Consider the following 18,492-nt stretch of genomic DNA (forward strand, 5'->3'; position numbering starts at 1 on the left):
TGAGGGTGCGGATCTCCTCGCGGGGCCCTGCCGCCTGGGGTTGGCACGCCCCCCCGGGTGGGGGTGCGCTCCGGGTTCCCGGTGCGCACCCCCTCGCCCGTGCACCGGTGCGTTTGACGAGGTCGGAGAAGCGGTGGAGCATCGGTGTGGAGCCGTCCCGACCGGCGTCGACGACTGATCCCGTCCTCCACGGCACGAACTGACTGCGGACCGCCATGTGCGACACCACTCACGCCACCGCCCACGACGCGGCGCTCTCCGCGCCGCGGCCGGCGCCCGGCCGGGCCGTGGACCCGGTCACCCTCCGGCCCGTCGACGAGGTCCGTGTCACCGTCCTGATGGACAACACCTTCGACGCCCTGCTCGTCGGCGACGAACACACCGCCAGGGCCGGATTCGGGCCCGCCGACACCGCCGCCGGGCAGTTCCAAGCGGGGCACACGGCCGTGGGCCTGCTTGCGGAGCACGGCTTCTCCGCCCTGGTCACGGTCCGCCGCGGCGACCGCGAGACCATGCTGCTGTTCGACGCGGGCCTTTCGCCGTCGGGCGTGGTCACCAACGCCGACCGGCTCGGCATCGACCTTGCGGTCCCGCAGGGCATCGTCCTCAGCCACGGCCACTTCGACCACGCGGGAGGTCTCGGCGGCCTCGCCGCCCGGCTCGGTCCCGCCAGGATGCCGATGGTCGTCCACCCCCACGCCTGGACCCGGCGCCGCCTCCACACCCCGCAGAGCACCTTCGACATGCCCACCCTCAGCAAGAAGGCGCTCGACGCGGAGGGATTCGAGGTCGTCGAACGCAGCCGGCCCTCCCTCCTCGTCGACCAGAGCGTGCTGATCACCGGCGAGGTGGACCGCACCACCGATTTCGAGCACGGCATGCCGGCCGCGCACCAGGCATGGCGCGGCGACCACTGGGAGCACGACCCGCAGGTCATCGACGACCAGGCCCTGGTGGTGCACCTCGAGGGCCGCGGCCTGGTCGTCCTGACAGGCTGCGGTCACGCGGGAGTCGTCAACATCGTCCGCCACGCGCAGCGGCTGACCGGGGTACGCCCCCTGCACGCCCTGCTGGGCGGCTTCCATCTCACCGGCCCCGCCTTCGAACCCGTCATCCCTCCCACCGTCCGCGCGCTCACGGACCTCGGCCCGCACCTGATCGCCCCCGGCCACTGCACCGGCTGGCGGGCCCAGCACGCCCTCGCCGCGGCCATGCCCGAAGCCTGGGCCGCGAGCAGCAGCGGCACCACGCACCGCCTCACCGCGGCCTGACACCCCACCCGGCGACGGCGGAAGGGGCACCGGAAGTCCAGCCGAGGTGTCACAGAACCCCGGCCGCATCGGTCGACCACTTCGAACGGTGAACTTCCCCGGCCGTCGGCCCACGGCCCGCACGGTCCGGTCGCGTACCGGCGGCGGACCCGGGACCACCCCGCCTCGACGAAGGATGACGAACGATGAGCCCATCGCCCGCCGACCTCCCTGTGCCCGAGCACGGCCTTCTCCTGACCCACTTCCTGACCGTCCGGGACGTCGCGGTCTCGCGCCGCTTCTACGCGGAGGTCTTCGGCGGTGAGGTCGTGATGGAGGAGAACCCGGCGATCGTCAAGGTCGCCAACAGCTGGCTCATCATGAACCCGGGCGGCGGCCCCACCCCCGACAAGCCGGACGTGACACTGGAGGTGCCCCAGCGCACCGACCGCGTGTCCGGTTTCCTGAACGTACGGGTCGCCGACATCGCCGCCTTCCACGCGCATGCCGTCGCCAAGGGTGCCCGCTTCCTGACCGAACCCTTGGACCGGGGCTCCGAACTGCGCTGTTACCTGCGTGATCCCGACGGCTACCTGATCGAGGTCGGTCAGGCCACCGGCCTGCTCCGCGGAATCCTGGCCGATCCGCCCGCGGGCTCCTGACCGGACCCGTCCCCCGCGCGCCTCACGGCAGGGCCACTTCTGAGGCGGCGTGGGGGACGGTGCTCTGCGCGCCCGGGGACGCCGGGAGGCGGCGTACCGCCGGGACGCACAGCAGGGCGAGGGCGGCGGGGACGGCAACGATCGTCATCGCGTACAGGGTGGTCCGTACGCCGAGGGTCTCGGAGACCGGGCCGGCGAGGGCCAGGCCGAGCGGCATGAGCCCTGTCGAGAGCAGGTGGTCGTAGGAACTCACGCGGGACAGGGCGGCCTCGGGCACGTGTGTCTGCAGCGCGGTCTCCCAGAGGACGAAGAAGAGGGAGACGGCGACGCCGGTGACCGCTTCGAGGCCCGCGATCAGGGCGAGCGAGCCGCCGCTGCCGATGATGACCGCCTGGCAGGAGGCCACGGCGAGTGCGGCGGCGGCCAGGGCCATCGGACGCGCGATCTTGAGGCGGTAGGCGCAGACGTCTCCGACGATGGCGCCGACGCCGAAGGCGGCGACGACCACCGACCAGCTCGCCGCACCGCCCCACTCGCGTTCCGCGAGGACGGGCCCCAGCACGAACACCGACGGCAGCACTACGACGTGGTAGACCGCGATGGCCGCCATGCCGGACCACACCCACGTCCGGCTGCGCACCTGGGCCCAGCCCGCACGCAGTTCACCGAGGAACGTCGTCGTTCCGGCGGCCTGCCCCGTCCCCGGTTCCGTCCCGCGAGGTCGCAGCCGGGCCAGGAACGCGGCGCTGACCGCGAAGGTGAGGGCGTCCAGGGCCAGTGCGCCGCCGGGGCCGGCCAGGGCGATCAGGCCGCCGGCCACAGCGGGGCCGAGCACCAGCCCGGACGACTGCACGAAGCCCCGCAGGGCGTTCGCGGCCCGCAGCCGGTCGGGCGCCACGACCAGCGGCAGCAGCCCGGTGGAGGCTGGCATGAAGAACGCGTCCGCCGTGCCGAACACGATCATCAGCAGGACGAGGTGCGGAACCTCACCGACGCCGGTCAGCAGCAGCACGGCGATGAGCCCCTGGGCGGCGAACCGCACCAGGTCCGAGACCAGCATGATGCGGTGCCGCCGGAAGCGGTCCGCCCACACACCGCCCACCAGGGTGAAGAGCAGCATGGGCAGCAGCCCCGCGGCGGTCACCACTCCGACGTCGGACGCGGACCCGCCCGCCGAGAGCACGGCGAAGGGCACCGCCACGAACGACACCCGGTCGCCCAGTACCGACAGGGACTGCCCGATGAACAGGCGGGCGAACTGCGGCTCATCACGCAGCACGCCGGGAATCACGGATTTCACGGGGCGACCGATCACGGGCGGGGACACAACGGGCAGCGTCCGATCGTAGGCAACGCCGGCTCGTCGGTCACCTGGATTTCCCGAGGTCGCGGGCCGTGCGCGGCCCCGGGCCCGGGGGCGCTGTGGCGCCCTTGTGACATGGCCCAGTTGTGCCAGGCCCGATCGCTGACAAGGCCGGTCGGCACACCGCATGATTCCGAACGGCTTGTGAACCGCAGTTGTACGTGGGGCCGTCGCGGCATTCGTGCTCGCCGTCGCCCCCACATGGGTTCCGGCCCGAAGTCCCCACGCCGTCAACCGCGGTGGGGTGCCACGACGACGTGTCGTGACACCCGCTCACGAACGCTCTGCCCGGATCCCGGGACGACAGAAGGGGTGCAGACACCAATGAGACGGATCCGCCTCTGGGCGGTGATATCCATGTCGGCGATGGTGGCGACGGGTGCTGTCGCGCCCGCCTCCGCCCAGGCCCCGTCGGGGTCCGCCGCACGGACGCCCACGCCGCAAGAGGGCACGGCCACCGTGCGGTTGATCACCGGCGACCGGGTCACCGTCGGCGACGCGCCGAACGGGAAGAAGACGGCTTCGGTGCAGCGTGCCCCGGGTCGCGAGAAGGTGTTCTTCCAGATCGTCGAAAAGGACGGCGCCCTGACGGTGCTGCCCTCGGACGCGGCGATGCTGGTCCGCACCGGGCGGCTGGACGCCGGACTCTTCGACGTGACGGCCCTGGTGGCCCAGGGGTACGACGAGGCGCACGCCGACGCCCTGCCCGTGATCGTCTCCGCGCCGGCGGGTACGGCGCGTGCGGCGGAGAAGAAGGCCGACGCGCTCGCGAAGTTCCACGAGGGCTCGGCCGGGCCTCGGCGGCTGACGAGCATCGACGCCCAGGCGCTGCGGGTGGGCGACGAGGATCTGGCCGCGTTCTGGAAGCAGCTCGCGCCCGGGGCGGACGCCTCCGTGGCGAGCGCCGCTTCGGCGACTCCGAAGGTGTGGCTGGACCAGAGGGTACGGCCGACGCTGGACCGCAGCACCGCGCAGATCAACGCGCCTGCCGCGTGGGCTGCCGGTTACCACGGTGAGGGCGTCAAGGTCGCGGTCCTGGACACCGGCGCCGACCAGACGCATCCGGACCTGGCGGGCCGGGTGAGCGAGGCGAAGGACTTCTCCGACAGCGGTTCGACCCAGGACCACTTCGGGCACGGCACGCATGTCGCCGCGACCGCCGGCGGCAGCGGCGCCGCCTCGGGCGGCCTGCGCAAGGGCGTCGCGCCCAGCGCCGACCTGCTGATCGGCAAGGTCCTCGGCGACGACGGCTTCGGCAGCGAGTCCCAGGTCATCGCCGGCATGGAGTGGGCCGCGGCGCAGGGCGCCCGGGTCGTCAACATGAGCCTGGGCTCGGACGAACCGAGTGACGGCACCGATCCCATGAGCATGGCGGTGAACGAGATCTCCCGCAGCAGCGGAGCGCTGTTCGTCGTCGCCGCGGGCAATGCCGGTGCACTGGGCGAAAGCACGGTGGGGTCGCCCGGCGCGGCGGACGCCGCCCTCACCGTGGGCGCCGTGGACCGCGACGACTCACTGGCCTCCTTCTCCAGCCGTGGCCCGCGTGTCGGTGACAAGGCGGCCAAGCCGGACATCACCGCCCCGGGTGTCGGGATCGTCGCCGCGCGCGCCGCGGGCACGACCATGGGGACCCCGGTCGACGACAACTACGTGGCGGCCAGTGGTACGTCCATGGCCACCCCGCATGTGACCGGTGCGGCGGCGCTGCTGGCCGGGCAGCACCCCGACTGGACGGGTGAGCAGCTCAAGGACGCGCTGATCAGCACGTCCCACACGGTGTCCGGTCAGGTGCCGACCGAGCAGGGCGGCGGCCGTGTCGACGTCAAGGCGGCGTTCACCTCCCCCGTGACCGCCACCGGGACGATCGTCCTGGGCCCGCTCGACAGGGACGGGTCTCCCGTGCACCGGGCCGGCGTGGTCCGCTACACCAACCACTCCGACAAGGAAGTGTCGCTGAGCCTGCGGGCCGCGCTGACGGCCAAGGGCGGCAAGGAACTCCCCGCGCAGGCGCTGACGCTGGGCGCGGACACCGTCCGCGTCGCCGCGGGTGCGACGGTCGAGGTGCCGGTCGGCGTCGACCCGGCGAAGGCGGGCCGCGGCTCCTTCTACGGCTACGTCGCCGCCACGTCCGCGGACGGCACGTCGGTGCACACCACCCTCAGCCTGTGGGTGCGCGCCCCGATGCACAAGCTCACCACCGAGTCCTACGGACCCGACGGGCAGCCCACCGGGTGGTCCCTGCTGGACGTCTACGGAGGGGACGCCGAGGTCCGGTTCACGGACGTGGGGGTCGCCGAGGTCGAGGAGGGCACCTACCTCGTCGGCGGCACGCTGGCCGAGGACACCAGCGACGGCGTCCGCCTGATCCAGGTCGTCAACCCCGAGGTGAAGGTCACCAAGGACACGACCGTCACCCTGGACGCACGCAAGGCCAAACTGGTGCGGGTGCACACGCCCGAGCCGGCCGAGCGGCGCAACAACGTGACGTACCAGATGTACCGGAAGATCGACGGGGTCGAGCAGACCATGGGCATCTTCTACGAAGACGGCGGCGGTTTTGTGGACGTCTACGCGAATCCCACATCGAAGGTCACCGAGGGCGCCTTCGAGTTCAACGCCCGCTTCGAGATGACCGCCCCCGAGCTCAGGACCGAGGTCCGCGGTGCCGGCTTCGACCTGCGGCCGTTCTACGCCAAGCTGTCCACCCCGTTCGACCCCCGGGGCGAGCGGCTGGTCGCCGTGGACGCGGGGACGAGGGACAAGCCGGACCTGCGGCCCGGCACCGTGCGGGGCAAGCTCGCCGTGATCCGCGACGATTCCGCGATGGACGGGTACGACCTGGCGGAGACGGCCGCGAAGGCGGGCGCCAAGGGCGTGGTGGTCGTCCTGCCCGAGGGGCTCATCGCCTGGACCCGCTGGAAGCCGATGGACACCCGCTCCGCCGCGCCCGTCGTCCGGATGACGGCCTCCGACGGCGCCGAGCTGCTGCAGTACATGAAGAAGCACAAGACCGTCGTCGACATCTCCGGAACGGTCGAGAGCCCGTACCTGTACGACGTCGCGACGCAGTGGCAGCAGATCCCGCAGGACGTCACGTACACCGTCACGGACCGCAACACCGCGCGGGTGACGGCGTCCTACGCGAACAACGGCCCGCTGCACTGGACCAGCGAGCAGCGCTTCAGCTGGCGCCCCTACACCGATGTCGCCTGGGAGACCTCGCGCTGGGTGCCGACGGGCAAGAGCCGTACCGAGTACGTCACTTCCGGCGACACGCAGTGGATGCACGACGTCGACTTCATGACCGGTCCCGAGCAGTTCTTCGCGGGGGCCCTGCAGTCCGGCCTGCGCGACACCCCGCGCACCTTCAAGGCGGGCGAGAAGGCCACCGAGGAGTGGTACAAGGGCGTGGTCCGGCCGTCCATCCCGCGCGGCTGGAACCGTCCGGCCGTCCGCGACGGTGACGTCCTCAGCCTGTCGATCCCGGAGTACACCGACGCGGTGGCCGGCCACTGGGGCCGCAAGCAGGTTCCCTCCTTCGGGGGCGGGATCGGCGGAAGGACGGGGGCGCCCGGGACGATGGACGATCCGTCCTACATGGAGGGCGACACCGTGGCGGCGGTCCTCTACCGCAACGGTGAGAAGGTGAGCGAGGCCGCCGACGCCTGGCGGGACCTCTCCGTCCCCGCCGGAACGGCCGACTACCGCCTGGACCTGACGACCGAGCGCGACACCGAGTACTGGCAGACCGGCACGAGGACCGCCACGTCCTGGACCTTCCGCTCCGGCACCGCGGCGAAGGAGACCCTGCTGCCGCTCCTCCAGATCGACTACGGCGTCCCCGCCGACCTGTGGAACTCCGTCGGCGGCGACAAGCGGCACGACCTCGACCTGACCGTCAGGAACCAGGACGGGCTCGCGGCGCCCACCGGGGTCGGGCTCAAGGTCGAGGCCTCCTTCGACGACGGCAAGAGCTGGAAGGGCCAGGTCCGTGTCAAGGACCGCGGCCACAACCGGTTCACCGCCACCATCGAGCGGCCGGGCGACCGGCGTGACGGCGGTTACGTGACCCTTCGGGTCACCGCAACCGACAAGGCGGGCAACACGGTCCGGCAGACCGTGGAACGCGCCTACCGGCTCGGCGCGTAGGCCCAACCGCCCGGCCGATCACGGCGGGTGCCGGGGGCATGGCCCCCGGCACCCGCCGTCGCATTTTGTCCCACCACGGGGGGTGCCGGAGAACCGCCCCGCCCCCATCGCCGACGTCTGACCGGCGCCGGTACCGGCCGGCTCCTCGGACGAGGCGGCGGGCTCCGGCCCGCCGCCTCGCCCCACGCCCTCGGGGCGGGCACGCACATGACGGCCCCGCGCACTCGGCGGAGGTGCGGGGCCCGGTGCCAGGCGTTCAGTCCGCCTGTTCGGCCGCCACCGCGGGGCTCCCGGCGCCGCGCTGGTAGATGTCGGGAATGCCGTCCGCGTCCGTGTCCGCGTTCTCCTCCGCGCACAGCCGCCGGTACAGCCGGTTCCGGCGGTGCAGGAGGATCGAGGCCGCGCAGGCGGACATCAGGGAGGCGACGAGGACGGCCGCTTTGACGTGCTCGCCCTGGGCCGGGGGGAATGCGAGTTCGCCGATCAGCAGGGCGACCGTGAAGCCGATCCCGCCCAGCGTTGCGAGGCTGAACACGTCGGCCCAGGCCAGGTCCGGGTTGAGGCGGGCACGGGTGAAGCGGGCGGCGAGGCAGGTACCCGCGAAGATGCCGATGATCTTGCCGCAGAACAGGGCCACGACCACACCCAGCGGCTCGGGGCGGGTGAAGACCTCGCCCAGGGCGCCCGCCGAGACCGTGACGCCCGCGGCGAACAGGGCGAACAGCGGGACCGCGACGCCGGCGGACAGCGGGTGCAGCAGGAATCCGGTGCGCTCGGCGGGCGAGGCGATCTCGTCGTCGTCCCGGGTGGTACGCAGTATCAGGCCCATGGCGACGCCGGCGACGGTGGCGTGCACGCCGCCGTTGTACATCAGGGCCCAGATCACCAGACCCAGCGGCACGTACCACCACCAGCCGGTGACCCGCAGCCGCTGGAGGGTGTGGAACAGAGCGAGTCCGCCCACCGCCCCCAGCAGCGCCCACAGGTTCAGGTCGGCGGTGAAGAACACTGCGATCACCAGGATCGCGCCCAGGTCGTCCACCACCGCGAGGGTGAGGAGAAACGCCCGCAGGGCCGCGGGGAGGTGGGTGGAGATGACGGCCAGCACGGCCAGCGCGAAGGCGATGTCGGTGGCCATCGGCACCGCCCAGCCCTGCAGGCTCCCGCCGCCGAGCGCGGCGACCGCCACGTACAGCCCGGCAGGTACGGCCATCCCGCACACGGCCGCTATGACCGGCAGGGCGGCGGTCGCCGGGGTCCGCAGTTCCCCGACGACGAGTTCACGCTTCAGCTCGATCCCGGCGACCAGGAAGAAGACCGTCAGCAGCCCGTCCGCGGCCCAGTGCCCGACCGACAGGTCCAGCCCGAGAGCGGGAACGCCGAAGTGGAAGTCGCGTACCGCCTCGTACGCTCCGCTCCACGGGCTGTTCGCCCACACCAGAGCCACCACCGCGGCGGCCAGCAGAACCAGCCCACCGACCGTCTCCGTCCGCAGGGCGCGGGCGACGGCCCGCCGCTCCGGCCACGGGAGCACACCGAGGAACAGAGGAGGACGGGAAGGCGGGGTGGTGGCCACAGGGGCGAACCTCCAGGGTGTCGACGGCAGAGGGCACACGGCTCCTGACAACGCCGACCAGACTTCCCGGCACACCGGGCGCCTTTTCTTGACGCCTTACTGACACCCTAGCCACCGCACCTCGACGGCCCCAAGTGCACCGGGTCGGCCGTCGGGAAGCCGGAGTGCCCCGACCAGGCACGTCCTCGCGAGGAGCTGCGCGGCCTGCCGGCCCTGCCGCGAGGTCCGCACGGGTCACTCGCTCGCACCGTTCACACGCCTTTTCGGTCGGTAATTCCCCCGTCCTCGGTGGCGGCGGGACGACCCGCGGCCGGGCTCGGGATATGAGTGGGTGGCTGGATCACGGCGGCCGCCCCGCGCGGTACGCGCCCTGGCTGCGGAGGATCGGTTCATGAGCGGCAGCGGACAGCCATCATCGGCCGGACGCCCGGAAGGCACGGAAGGCCCGAAGGGCACGGAAGGCCCGAAGGAAACCCGGGCTGCCCCACAGCGGCGCCGCGGGAGGTTCGTCCGGTCCGTGTCCCTCGGTGCGGCCGCGGTCGGGCGGCGGATCGGTTCGGCGCGCGTACCTCCCGGTCCGCTCCGGCCCGGCTTCTGGCGCAGTCCCATCCGTGGGCCGTGGCTGACGTCGGTCTTCGGGCTCGTGCTGCTGTTCGGCATCCCGGTGATGTTCGTGACCGGTGCGCTCTCCTACGCCGCCTACAACCCGGACCTGGGGCCGATCAACGACCAGACCCCCGGCAAGGGCCTGCTGGGGTTCTACCTCTTCGACTGGCCGACCCGTCCGCGGTGGCTGTACCGGCTCACCCAGGGCGTACATGTGACGCTGGGCGTCACCCTCGTACCGGTGGTGCTGGCCAAACTGTGGTCGGTGATCCCGAAGCTGTTCACATGGCCGCCCCTGCGGTCGGTCGCCCACGCCCTCGAACGGCTGTCACTGCTCCTGCTGGTGGGCGGGGCCATCTTCGAGTTCGTGACCGGCATCTTCAACGTGCAGCTCTTCTACGTCTTCCCCGGCTCCTTCTACACCCTGCACTTCTACGGCGCCTGGGTGTTCATCGCCGCCTTCGTCGTCCACGTGAGCCTGAAGCTGGGGCGGATGACGCGTGCTCTGCGCGGTCGCAATCCGTTCCGGGAACTGCGCACCGGGGTCTCCGCCACCCGGACCGAGCCTCCCGACCCGTACGGCCTCGTCCCGGTCGCCCCGGCGGAGCCCACCATGAGCCGTCGCGGCGCCGTGGGCATGGTCGGCGCCGGATCACTCCTGCTGCTGGTAGTCACCGCGGGGCAGAGCATCGGTGGCCGACTGCGCGAGACGGCCCTGCTCGCGCCGCACAACCGTGATCCGGGTGGCGGCCCGAACGGCTTCCAGATCAACAAGACCGCCGCTTCCGTCGGCGTCACCCCCGAACTCGTCGGCCCGGCCTGGAGGCTGGAGGTACACGGCGTCGGACGGCCCCTGGTCCTCACCCGCGAGCAGTTGCTGGCCATGCCGCGGTACACCGCGGCACTGCCGATCGCCTGCGTGGAGGGCTGGTCCACCACGGACCAGCGCTGGGAGGGACTCCGGCTCGCCGACCTGGCGGCACTGAGCGGAGTGCGCTCCGCGGCGAGCGTGCTGGTCGAGTCCGTCCAGCCGCCGGGCCCCTACAGCTCCGTGATGCTTCGCGGAAACCAGATCCACGACCCGCTGGCCCTGCTCGCGCTGCGGGTCAACGGAGCGGACCTGTCCATGGACCACGGCTTCCCGGCGCGTGTCATCGTGCCGGCCAACCCCGGGGTCAACAACACCAAATGGGTGCACCGACTCACCTTCCGGACGTGATCATGTCCCGGTTCCCGCGCTGGTACGGCGCCAACCCCCTCCACCTGCTCGTCCTCATCTGCTCGTTCGCCGTCACCGGCTACGCCTGCGTCCGCCTGTTCGAGCAGCGGCCCGTCGAAGTGGTGATCTGGCTGGTGGGGGCGGCGGTCCTGCACGACCTCATCCTGCTGCCGCTCTACTCCCTCGCCGACCTCTCGGCCCGCTCGGTACTCCGGCACCGGGCCCGGCACATGCCGACACCGGCGTGGATCAACTACCTGCGGGTGCCTTCCTTCCTGTCCGGAGTACTGCTCCTGGTCTGGTTCCCCCTGATCTTCAGGCTGCCGGCCCCCTATCAAGGTGCCACAGGGCTCACCGACGCCCTCTACATCGGCCGGTGGCTGGCCGTCACCGCGGTGATGTTCGGTCTGTCCGCCCTGGCCTTCGCCCTCAAGCTGGGCCGGATCCACCGGCAGGCGCCGGACGGCGCGGACCCGCCTCCGAGGAACGCCTCCTCGCACTGACCGCGGCCTGCCCGCACGCCGCAGGAGCCATCCCGTCGTTTCCGCGGGCGTCACGACCGGGTCATCGGGTAGGCGTCCACCAGAAGGGCCCGAGGGCGCACGCGCGGGGACGCACGCCCGTGGGCCCTGCGGAGACCGGAAGGCGACCCCTCGGTGGCGCCGGTGGTCCGTCCGCCGGCAGGAGGCCGAACCCGGGCTGCGCCGAGCGGCGAGGGTGCGCCTGGCGCACAGGCCCCTCCGCCACAGGAGGAGGTGCGACTCGTGACGCGTCCGACCACTGCTGCCGGAGGGCTGGAGCAGCTGGAGGGTTCCTTCGCCGGGGTCGTGCAGGCGACCGGCGCTTCCGTCGGCCTGCTCTACCTGGTCCTTCCCGGTGGGCGCGTACAGCAACTGGCGATGATCTCCGGGGCTTCCCGGCGGATCGCCGCGCCCTGGACACGGGTCGCGCTCGGCACCTCCACACCGGTGACGGACGCCGTCCGTGAGCGCCGTGTGGTGTGGTTGAGCAGCCGGCAGGACATGGCCCGCCATTATCCCAACGTCGGGCTGGTGGTGCCCTACGACTTCATGCTGGCGGCCGCCCCCATCACCCAGGACACCACCGCCTGGGGCGGGATCGCACTGCTGTGGCCGTTGTGGCACCAGCCGCAGCTCAGCCGCCGTGAACGGGACGCGATCAGTGCGTTCTGCAGCCACACCGGGCTCCTGCTCCAGCAGGCTTCCGACCGCGGCGAGCCGATACTGCCCCGCAGTGAGCCGCAGGTGCTGACGCCGGCCCGCCGCTTCACCCAGAGCGAGGCCGCGGCCCTGGCCGCCGTGGACTTCTCCGAGCGCCTTCCCATCGGCTGCTGCGCACTGGACATGGACGGGCGGGTCACGTACGTCAACCCTGCCGCGGCCGATCTGCTCGGTGCCGGCGCTGCCGACCTGATGGGCAGCCGGCCGTGGGAGGTGCTTCCGTGGCTGGACCATCCCGTCCACGAGGACCTCTACCGCGCCGCTGTCCTGGGCCGCGAGCCCACGTCCTTCACCGCCCTGCGTCCACCGGACCGCTGGCTGACCTTCCGGCTCTACCCGGGCGCCCGCGGCATCAGCATCCACATCACTCCCGCGCGGGTCGGGCCGGCGACGACCGGGGACTCCGGGCGGCGGCCGACGGCGGAGTCGGCCACGGCCGCCGAGCAGTACCAGTTGATGCACCTGGCGGCGACCCTGACACAGGCCGCCGGCACGCAGGACGTCGTCGATCTCGTCGCCGACCAGCTGGTGCCCGCCTTCGGACCGCAGGGCCTGGTCCTGATGACGATGGACGAGGGCCGGCTGCGCGTCATCGGGCACCGCGGTTACAGCACCGGCTTCCTCAACCGCTACGACGGCGCACCGTGGACAGCCCTCACTCCACCCGGGAAAGCCCTGGTCAGCGGCATTCCGAGCTTCTTCGCCAGCTTCGCGGACCTCCAGCGTGCCTATCCCGAAGCCGTCCGCTACCGGTCCCGCGACGCCTGGGCCTTCCTTCCGCTGATCACCTCGGGGCACCCCGTCGGGACCCTCGTCCTGTCCTACGACCGCCCCCGGCCCTTCCCCCCGGCGGAACGCGCCGTCCTGACCGCCCTGGCCGGACTCGTCGCCCAGGCACTGGACCGCGCCCGCCTCTACGACACCCAGCGGCAGCTCGCCCACAGTCTCCAGACGGGGCTGCTGCCACGGAGCCTGCCGTGCGTCCCGGGGCTGGAGGTCGCCGCCAGGTACCGGCAGGCAGGCCGCGGCATGGAGGTCGGCGGCGACTTCTACGACCTCATCCGCTGCGAGACCACCGGTGCCGCCGCCGCTGTCATCGGTGACGTCCAGGGCCACAGCATCAGCGCTGCCGCCCTCATGGGACAGGTCCGCGCCGCCGTCCACTCCCACGCCACAGCGGGCCCACCCCCACACGAGGTCCTCACCTGCACAAACCGCCTCCTGATCGACCTCGACCCGGGCCTGTTCACCAGCTGCCTCTACGGTCACCTCGACCTCGCCCGGCACCGCGCACACCTGGCCACCGCCGGCCATCCCCCGCCGCTGATCCGCCACCCCGACGGCCGCACCGACGTCGTCCGCCTGCCGCCCGGCCTGCTCCTGGGCATCCAGCAGCACGCCGACTACACCACCGCGGACATCCCGCTCCCTCCCGGCACCACGCTCGCCCTTTACACCGACGGGCTCGTCGAAACGCCGGGCACCGACATCGACCGGTCGATCGGCGAGCTCGCCCGACGACTCGCCCGAGCCCCGGAGCGGCCCGTCGACGCCCTCGCCGACGACCTCATCGACCACGCCACCCGCACCACGCCCGGCACCGACGACATGGCCCTGCTCCTGGTCCGCGCAGTGTGAGGTGCGGCGTCACGCACCGCCGTGAATGGTGCTCCCCGACGTGCGGCAACCGCGTACGCGTCGCCCGCCGCTACCGGCGCCACCACGCTGCCCGGTGAGATTCCGGGGCGTCCCCGGTGCCTCCGCAGCAGCCGGGTCGAGGCTCGGACGTCCCTGTTCCGTAAGGGGTTCGGCTGTTCCGCGGCGACGTGGTGGCGGCTGAGATGGACGCATGAGATCGCGTTTGTTTCCGCCGGAGTTCAACGGCAGGCTGCACGACGCCCGAACGGCGACGTCGATCGGGCGGTGGCTCGGGATCGCCTTCGCGGTGTGCTTCGTCACCGGTCTGGTCAGCCATGTGCTGCAGCATCCGCCCGCGTGGCTGTTCCCCGATCTGCCGAGCCGTCCGGTGTGGGGTTACCGGCTGACGCAGGGACTGCACGTCGCATCGGGTGTCGCGGCTGTCCCGCTGCTGCTGGCGAAGTTGTGGACGGTGTACCCGCGGCTGTTCTCCTGGCCCCCGGTCCGGTCGGTACGGCACGCCCTGGAGCGGTTGTCGGTGGCCGTGCTGGTGGCGGCGGCCGTCTTCGAGGTGGCGACCGGCCTGCTGAACACAGCGCAGTGGTATCCGTGGCCGTTCTCCTTCGTCCCGGTGCACCACGCCGTGGCCTGGCTGGTGGCCGGATCGGTCCTGCTGCACATCGCGGTCAAGGCTCCCGAGATCCGGGCTCATTGGAGTCGCCGGTCGCCGGGAACCCTGGCCCTGCCCGAGGAGGACGGGCCCGACCGGCGCTCGCTGCTCTCCGCGGTGGCGGCGGCGGTCGGTGCGGTCACCGTGACCACCGTGGGCCAGTCCTTCACCCCGTTGAAGAGCCTCACCCTGCTGGCCCCGCGCCATCCGGACCACGGCCCGAGCGGCCTGCCGGTCAACCGCACAGCGGCCGCGGCCGGAGTCGGGCGGATCACGGCCGGCCGCTATCGCCTGACGGTCGCCGGGCCGCGGCCCCGCACTCTGACACTCGACGAGCTGAGGGACCTCCCGCAGTACGAGGTGGAGCTGCCCATCGCCTGCGTGGAGGGCTGGAGCAAGTCTGCGCACTGGACGGGCGTGCGGATGACGGACCTCCTGGACCTGGTGGGGGCGCCGCCGCACGCCGGGGTACGGGCGGTCTCCCTGGAGACACGGGGCGGCTACCGGGTCTCCGAGATGGGGCGCACGTACGCGCGCGACCCGCTGACCCTGCTGGCCCTGCACCTGAACGGCGAGGAGCTCACCCCGGACCACGGCTACCCGGTGCGTCTGATCGCGCCGAACCGGCCGGGCGTGCTGCAGACCAAGTGGGTCGGCAGGCTGGAGGTGCTGGCGTGAGAACAAGCGTGACGCGGCGCCTCACGGGTGCGGTCGGTCTGGTGCTCGCGGGAGTGGGCGGTTATCTGCTGGTGGGGGCCGGAGACGTGACGGGTGTCCTGATCCGGCTCGGCGGCGCGGTGGTGCTGCACGACGCGCTGATCGCTCCGCTGGTGCTGCTCATCGGGTCGACGCTGGTTCGCGGGGCTGCCCGCGGTCCCGTTCGCGGGGCGTTGCTGGTCGGCGGTGCCTTGACCGCGGTCGCCCTGCCGGTGCTGCTGCGTCCGGGGAAACCGGCCAACCCTTCGGTCCTGCCGTTGGACTATCCGCGCAACTGGCTGGTCACGCTGCTGGCTGCAGCGGTGGTCGCGGCCCTCCTGCCCGCCGTCCGGCGTACCCGTCGCAGCCGTCGCAGCCGTCGGCGGAGGCGTACGGCGGGAAGGATTACGAACCGCTGACGTGTCGGCCCCGCTTCGTCGCCGAAAGGCGCGCCGGCCGTACGGTCGGGGCATGTTGATCCTTGTCACCGGAGGTGCGGGCTTCATCGGCTCGCAAGTCGTCACCGCCCTCACCGGCGCCGGGCACGAGGTGCGCGTGCTCGACGCGCTGCTCCCCGCCGCGCACCGCACGCCCCCGCCCGTTCCCGAAGGGGTGGACTGGCGGCAGGGGGACGTGCGTGACGCGGGGGCGGTGTCCCGGGCACTGCGGGGCGTGGACGCCGTCTGCCATCAGGCGGCGATGGTCGGCCTCGGCAAGGACTTCGGCGACGCGCCCGCCTACGTGGGCTGCAACGACCTGGGCACCGCGGTACTGCTGTCCGGTATGGCCGAGGCCGGAGTGGGGTCGTTGCTCCTGGCGAGTTCGATGGTGGTCTACGGCGAGGGACGCTACGAGTGCCCGTCGCACGGTGTCGTGGGCCCGGGACCGCGCCGGGTCGCCGACTTGCGGGCGGGACGCTTCGAACCGCCCTGTCCGCGGTGCGGCCGGCCACTGGCGTCCGGGCTGGTGGCCGAGGACGCCCCGCTCGATCCGCGCAACGTGTACGCCGCCACCAAGCTGGCGCAGGAGCATCTCGCCTCGGCGTGGGCGCGCGCGGTGGGCGGACGGGTGCTCGCGTTGCGCTACCACAACGTGTACGGGCCGGGGATGCCGCGCGACACCCCGTACGCCGGCGTCGCCTCGCTGTTCCGGTCCGCGCTGGAACGCGGTGAGGCGCCACGTGTGTTCGAGGACGGTGCCCAGCGGCGTGACTTCGTCCATGTACGGGACGTGGCCGGTGCCAACCTCGCGGCCCTGGACGGTCTGTCCGGCCTCTCGGAGGGGACCGCGAGGGCGTACAACGTCGGCAGCGGTGAGCCGCACACCGTGGGAGACATGGCCGCCGCCCTGGCCGGGGCGCACGGCACGCGGACACCGGTGGTCACGGGCGAGTACCGGCTCGGCGACGTCCGCCACATCACGGCCTCCTCGCACAGGCTGCGCGAGGAACTGGGCTGGCGGCCGCGGGTCGCGTTCGCCGAGGGAATGGCCGAGTTCGCGGCCGCTCCACTGCGCGACGGCTGAACCGGCCACCCGGCCGCAGGTCTCAGGCGGCGGGCAGCCGCACCTCGAAACGGCAACCACCGGGGACGTTGCGCACCGCCGCCCGGCCCTTGTGCGCCTCCACGATCCCCCGCACGATGGCCAGGCCCAGCCCCGCGCCGGCGGGCGGGGTGCGTGCGTCGGTCCCGCGCCAGCCGGTGTCGAAGACACGGGGCAGGTCCTCCGCGGGAATGCCGCCGCAGCCGTCCGTCACCGACACGACGACGCTGTCCGCCTCCCGGCGTGCGGAGACCGCGATCGTGCCGTCGGCAGGGGTCCGGTGGATCGCGTTGACGAGCAGGTTGGCCAGTACGCGGGACATCTCGCGGCCGTCGACCTCGACCGGGACGGGCTCGACGCCGTCCCCGACGATCCGCACGCCGTGCTCCCTGGCCAGGGCCGCCGCGCCCGCCAGCGCGTCGCCGACGAGATCGAAGACCGACATGCGCGTGGTGTGCAGGGCCAGGACGCCGGCCTGGATGCGGGAGAGTTCGAAGAGGTCGCCGACCATGCCGCTCATGCGCTCGACCTCTGCGCGGATGCGGGAGTGGTACACGCTCGGATCGTCCATGATGCCGTCCTCCAGCGCCTCGGTCATGGCCTGCAGTCCGGCGAGCGGGGTGCGCAGGTCATGGGAGATCCAGGCGACCAGTTCGCGGCGGGATTCCTCCAGCGCCCTCTCCCGTTCCCGCGACGCCGCGAGCTTCGCGCTGGTGGCGGCCAGTTCACGGCCCAGTTCGGCGAGTTCCGCGGTGGGCGCGGCGGCCGGCGGGGTGAAACCGCCGCCGTCGCCCAGGGCTCGGGTGGCCTCGGCCAGGGCCCGGCTGCCGCGGACCACGCCGCGGCCGAGTGCGAGCGCCACCCCGAGCGAGACGACGGCCGCGATGGAGCAGACCATGGTCACGACCCACAAGTCGTGGTCCGACAGGAACATGGCCCAGGACACCAGCATGGTTCCGGCGAGCATCGCCGCGACCGCGACGACGGCGACCACCGCGAGGGACAGCGCGACCGAGCGGCTGCGCAGCAGCCGCAGAACGCCCGTACCGAGCAGCCCGGCGGCGGCGGCACCGATGGCCGCGTAGGCCACGATCAGAAGAGTGTCATGGACCATCGTGGGCTCCCTCGTCCGCGGCCGGAGGGTCGAACCGGTAGCCCACGCCCCACACGGTGCTGATCAGGCGGGGGTGGGCGGGGTCCTCCTCGATCTTCTCGCGCAGCCGTCGGACGTGGACGGTGACGGTCGACAGGTCGCCGAACTCCCAGCCCCACACCCGCCGCATCAGCTCTTCCCGGCTCGTGGCCCGTCCGGGATTCCTGAGGAGGAACTCCAGCAGATCGAACTCGCGGATCGTCAGGGAGAGTTCGGCGCCGTGGCGGGTGACGCGGCGAGCGCCGGGATCCAGTGCGAGGGAGCCCGCGCGCAGCCCGGATCCGGTCGGGGCAACCCGGGCGGCGCGGTCGCCCGTACGGCGCAGCACCGACTCGACCCTGAGCACGAGTTCGCGGGGGCTGAAGGGCTTGGTGACGTAGTCGTCGGCCCCGACCTCCAGACCGAGGATGCGGTCCTCCTCGTCGCCCCGCGCCGTGAGCATGATCACGGGAATCGGGCCGTTGTCCCTGATGCGGCGGCAGACCTCGAGGCCGTCCATGCCGGGCAGCATCAGATCCAGCACCACCAGGTCGGGTGCCCGGACGGCGGCCCGCGCAACGGCGGAGGGGCCGTCGCAGGCCACCTCCGCGTCGAAGCCCGCCCGGTTCAGGTAGCCGACGACGACCTCGGACACGGTGGCGTCGTCGTCCACGACGAGTACGTGTTTCACGTCGTCGAGTCTCGCACCCGGCCTCCGGCCGACGGCGTGAGTGGTGGGGGACGTCAG

The 18,492-nt window shown here is 72.4% G+C and carries 13 protein-coding genes; 9 read left to right on the forward strand and 4 right to left on the reverse strand.

The window, feature by feature from the left end:
• Positions 1 to 215: 215 nt before the first annotated feature.
• Both ACFW3D_RS35305 and ACFW3D_RS35310 read left to right on the forward strand, forming a co-directional pair.
• Positions 216 to 1,271: an MBL fold metallo-hydrolase gene (locus ACFW3D_RS35305; RefSeq protein ID WP_500511508.1), complete on the forward strand. Its 1,056-nt coding sequence runs from the start codon at positions 216 to 218 to the stop codon at positions 1,269 to 1,271.
• 185 nt (positions 1,272 to 1,456) lie between these two features.
• A complete protein-coding gene (locus ACFW3D_RS35310) occupies positions 1,457 to 1,912 on the forward strand; it encodes a VOC family protein (RefSeq protein WP_500511510.1) in 456 nt (151 codons plus the stop codon).
• Between the two features lie 22 nt (positions 1,913 to 1,934).
• Here the strand turns inward: ACFW3D_RS35310 and ACFW3D_RS35315 are convergent, their stop codons facing one another.
• Positions 1,935 to 3,191, reverse strand: coding sequence for an MFS transporter (locus ACFW3D_RS35315; protein WP_500511512.1), 1,257 nt, complete (start codon positions 3,189 to 3,191; stop codon positions 1,935 to 1,937).
• 408 nt (positions 3,192 to 3,599) lie between these two features.
• Between ACFW3D_RS35315 and ACFW3D_RS35320 the strand changes: the two genes are divergently transcribed.
• Positions 3,600 to 7,424, forward strand: coding sequence for a S8 family serine peptidase (locus tag ACFW3D_RS35320; protein WP_500511514.1), 3,825 nt, complete (start codon positions 3,600 to 3,602; stop codon positions 7,422 to 7,424).
• A gap of 256 nt (positions 7,425 to 7,680) precedes the next feature.
• On the opposite strand, the gene nhaA is transcribed toward ACFW3D_RS35320, so the two are convergent.
• The gene (gene nhaA, locus ACFW3D_RS35325) at positions 7,681 to 9,000 is read right to left on the reverse strand and encodes a Na+/H+ antiporter NhaA (protein ID WP_500511516.1); all 1,320 of its coding nucleotides are present in this window, start codon (positions 8,998 to 9,000) and stop codon (positions 7,681 to 7,683) included.
• Between the two features lie 517 nt (positions 9,001 to 9,517).
• Here nhaA and ACFW3D_RS35330 point away from each other — a divergent pair.
• From ACFW3D_RS35330 to ACFW3D_RS35355, 6 genes are all read left to right on the forward strand, one after another.
• Positions 9,518 to 10,825, forward strand: coding sequence for a molybdopterin-dependent oxidoreductase (locus tag ACFW3D_RS35330; RefSeq protein ID WP_500511518.1), 1,308 nt, complete (start codon positions 9,518 to 9,520; stop codon positions 10,823 to 10,825).
• A 2-nt stretch (positions 10,826 to 10,827) separates the two neighbouring features.
• Positions 10,828 to 11,328, forward strand: a complete 501-nt coding sequence (locus ACFW3D_RS35335; RefSeq protein WP_500511561.1) for a hypothetical protein — start codon at positions 10,828 to 10,830, stop codon at positions 11,326 to 11,328.
• A gap of 261 nt (positions 11,329 to 11,589) precedes the next feature.
• The gene (locus ACFW3D_RS35340) at positions 11,590 to 13,704 is read left to right on the forward strand and encodes a SpoIIE family protein phosphatase (RefSeq protein ID WP_500511520.1); all 2,115 of its coding nucleotides are present in this window, start codon (positions 11,590 to 11,592) and stop codon (positions 13,702 to 13,704) included.
• Between the two features lie 211 nt (positions 13,705 to 13,915).
• On the forward strand, positions 13,916 to 15,052 hold the full coding sequence (locus tag ACFW3D_RS35345) for a molybdopterin-dependent oxidoreductase (protein WP_500511522.1): 1,137 nt from the start codon (positions 13,916 to 13,918) through the stop codon (positions 15,050 to 15,052).
• Between the two features lie 8 nt (positions 15,053 to 15,060).
• Complete coding sequence (locus ACFW3D_RS35350) at positions 15,061 to 15,489, forward strand: hypothetical protein (RefSeq protein WP_500511524.1); 429 nt, start codon at positions 15,061 to 15,063, stop codon at positions 15,487 to 15,489.
• A 52-nt stretch (positions 15,490 to 15,541) separates the two neighbouring features.
• Entirely contained in the window at positions 15,542 to 16,594 is a 1,053-nt protein-coding gene (locus tag ACFW3D_RS35355) for an NAD-dependent epimerase/dehydratase family protein (protein ID WP_500511526.1), read from the forward strand.
• A gap of 22 nt (positions 16,595 to 16,616) precedes the next feature.
• Here ACFW3D_RS35355 and ACFW3D_RS35360 read toward each other — a convergent pair whose 3' ends face one another.
• Together ACFW3D_RS35360 and ACFW3D_RS35365 are read right to left on the reverse strand one after the other, a co-directional pair.
• Positions 16,617 to 17,726 carry a sensor histidine kinase gene (locus ACFW3D_RS35360; protein ID WP_500511528.1) on the reverse strand — a complete coding sequence of 370 codons (1,110 nt, stop codon included), beginning with the start codon at positions 17,724 to 17,726 and terminating at the stop codon, positions 16,617 to 16,619.
• Positions 17,716 to 18,435, reverse strand: a complete 720-nt coding sequence (locus tag ACFW3D_RS35365; protein ID WP_500511530.1) for a response regulator transcription factor — start codon at positions 18,433 to 18,435, stop codon at positions 17,716 to 17,718. Before ACFW3D_RS35365 ends, ACFW3D_RS35360 begins: the two co-directional genes overlap by 11 nt.
• Positions 18,436 to 18,492 lie beyond the last annotated feature (57 nt).

Source organism: Streptomyces sp. NPDC058864 (assembly GCF_042742985.1).
Taxonomy (GTDB): domain Bacteria; phylum Actinomycetota; class Actinomycetes; order Streptomycetales; family Streptomycetaceae; genus Actinacidiphila.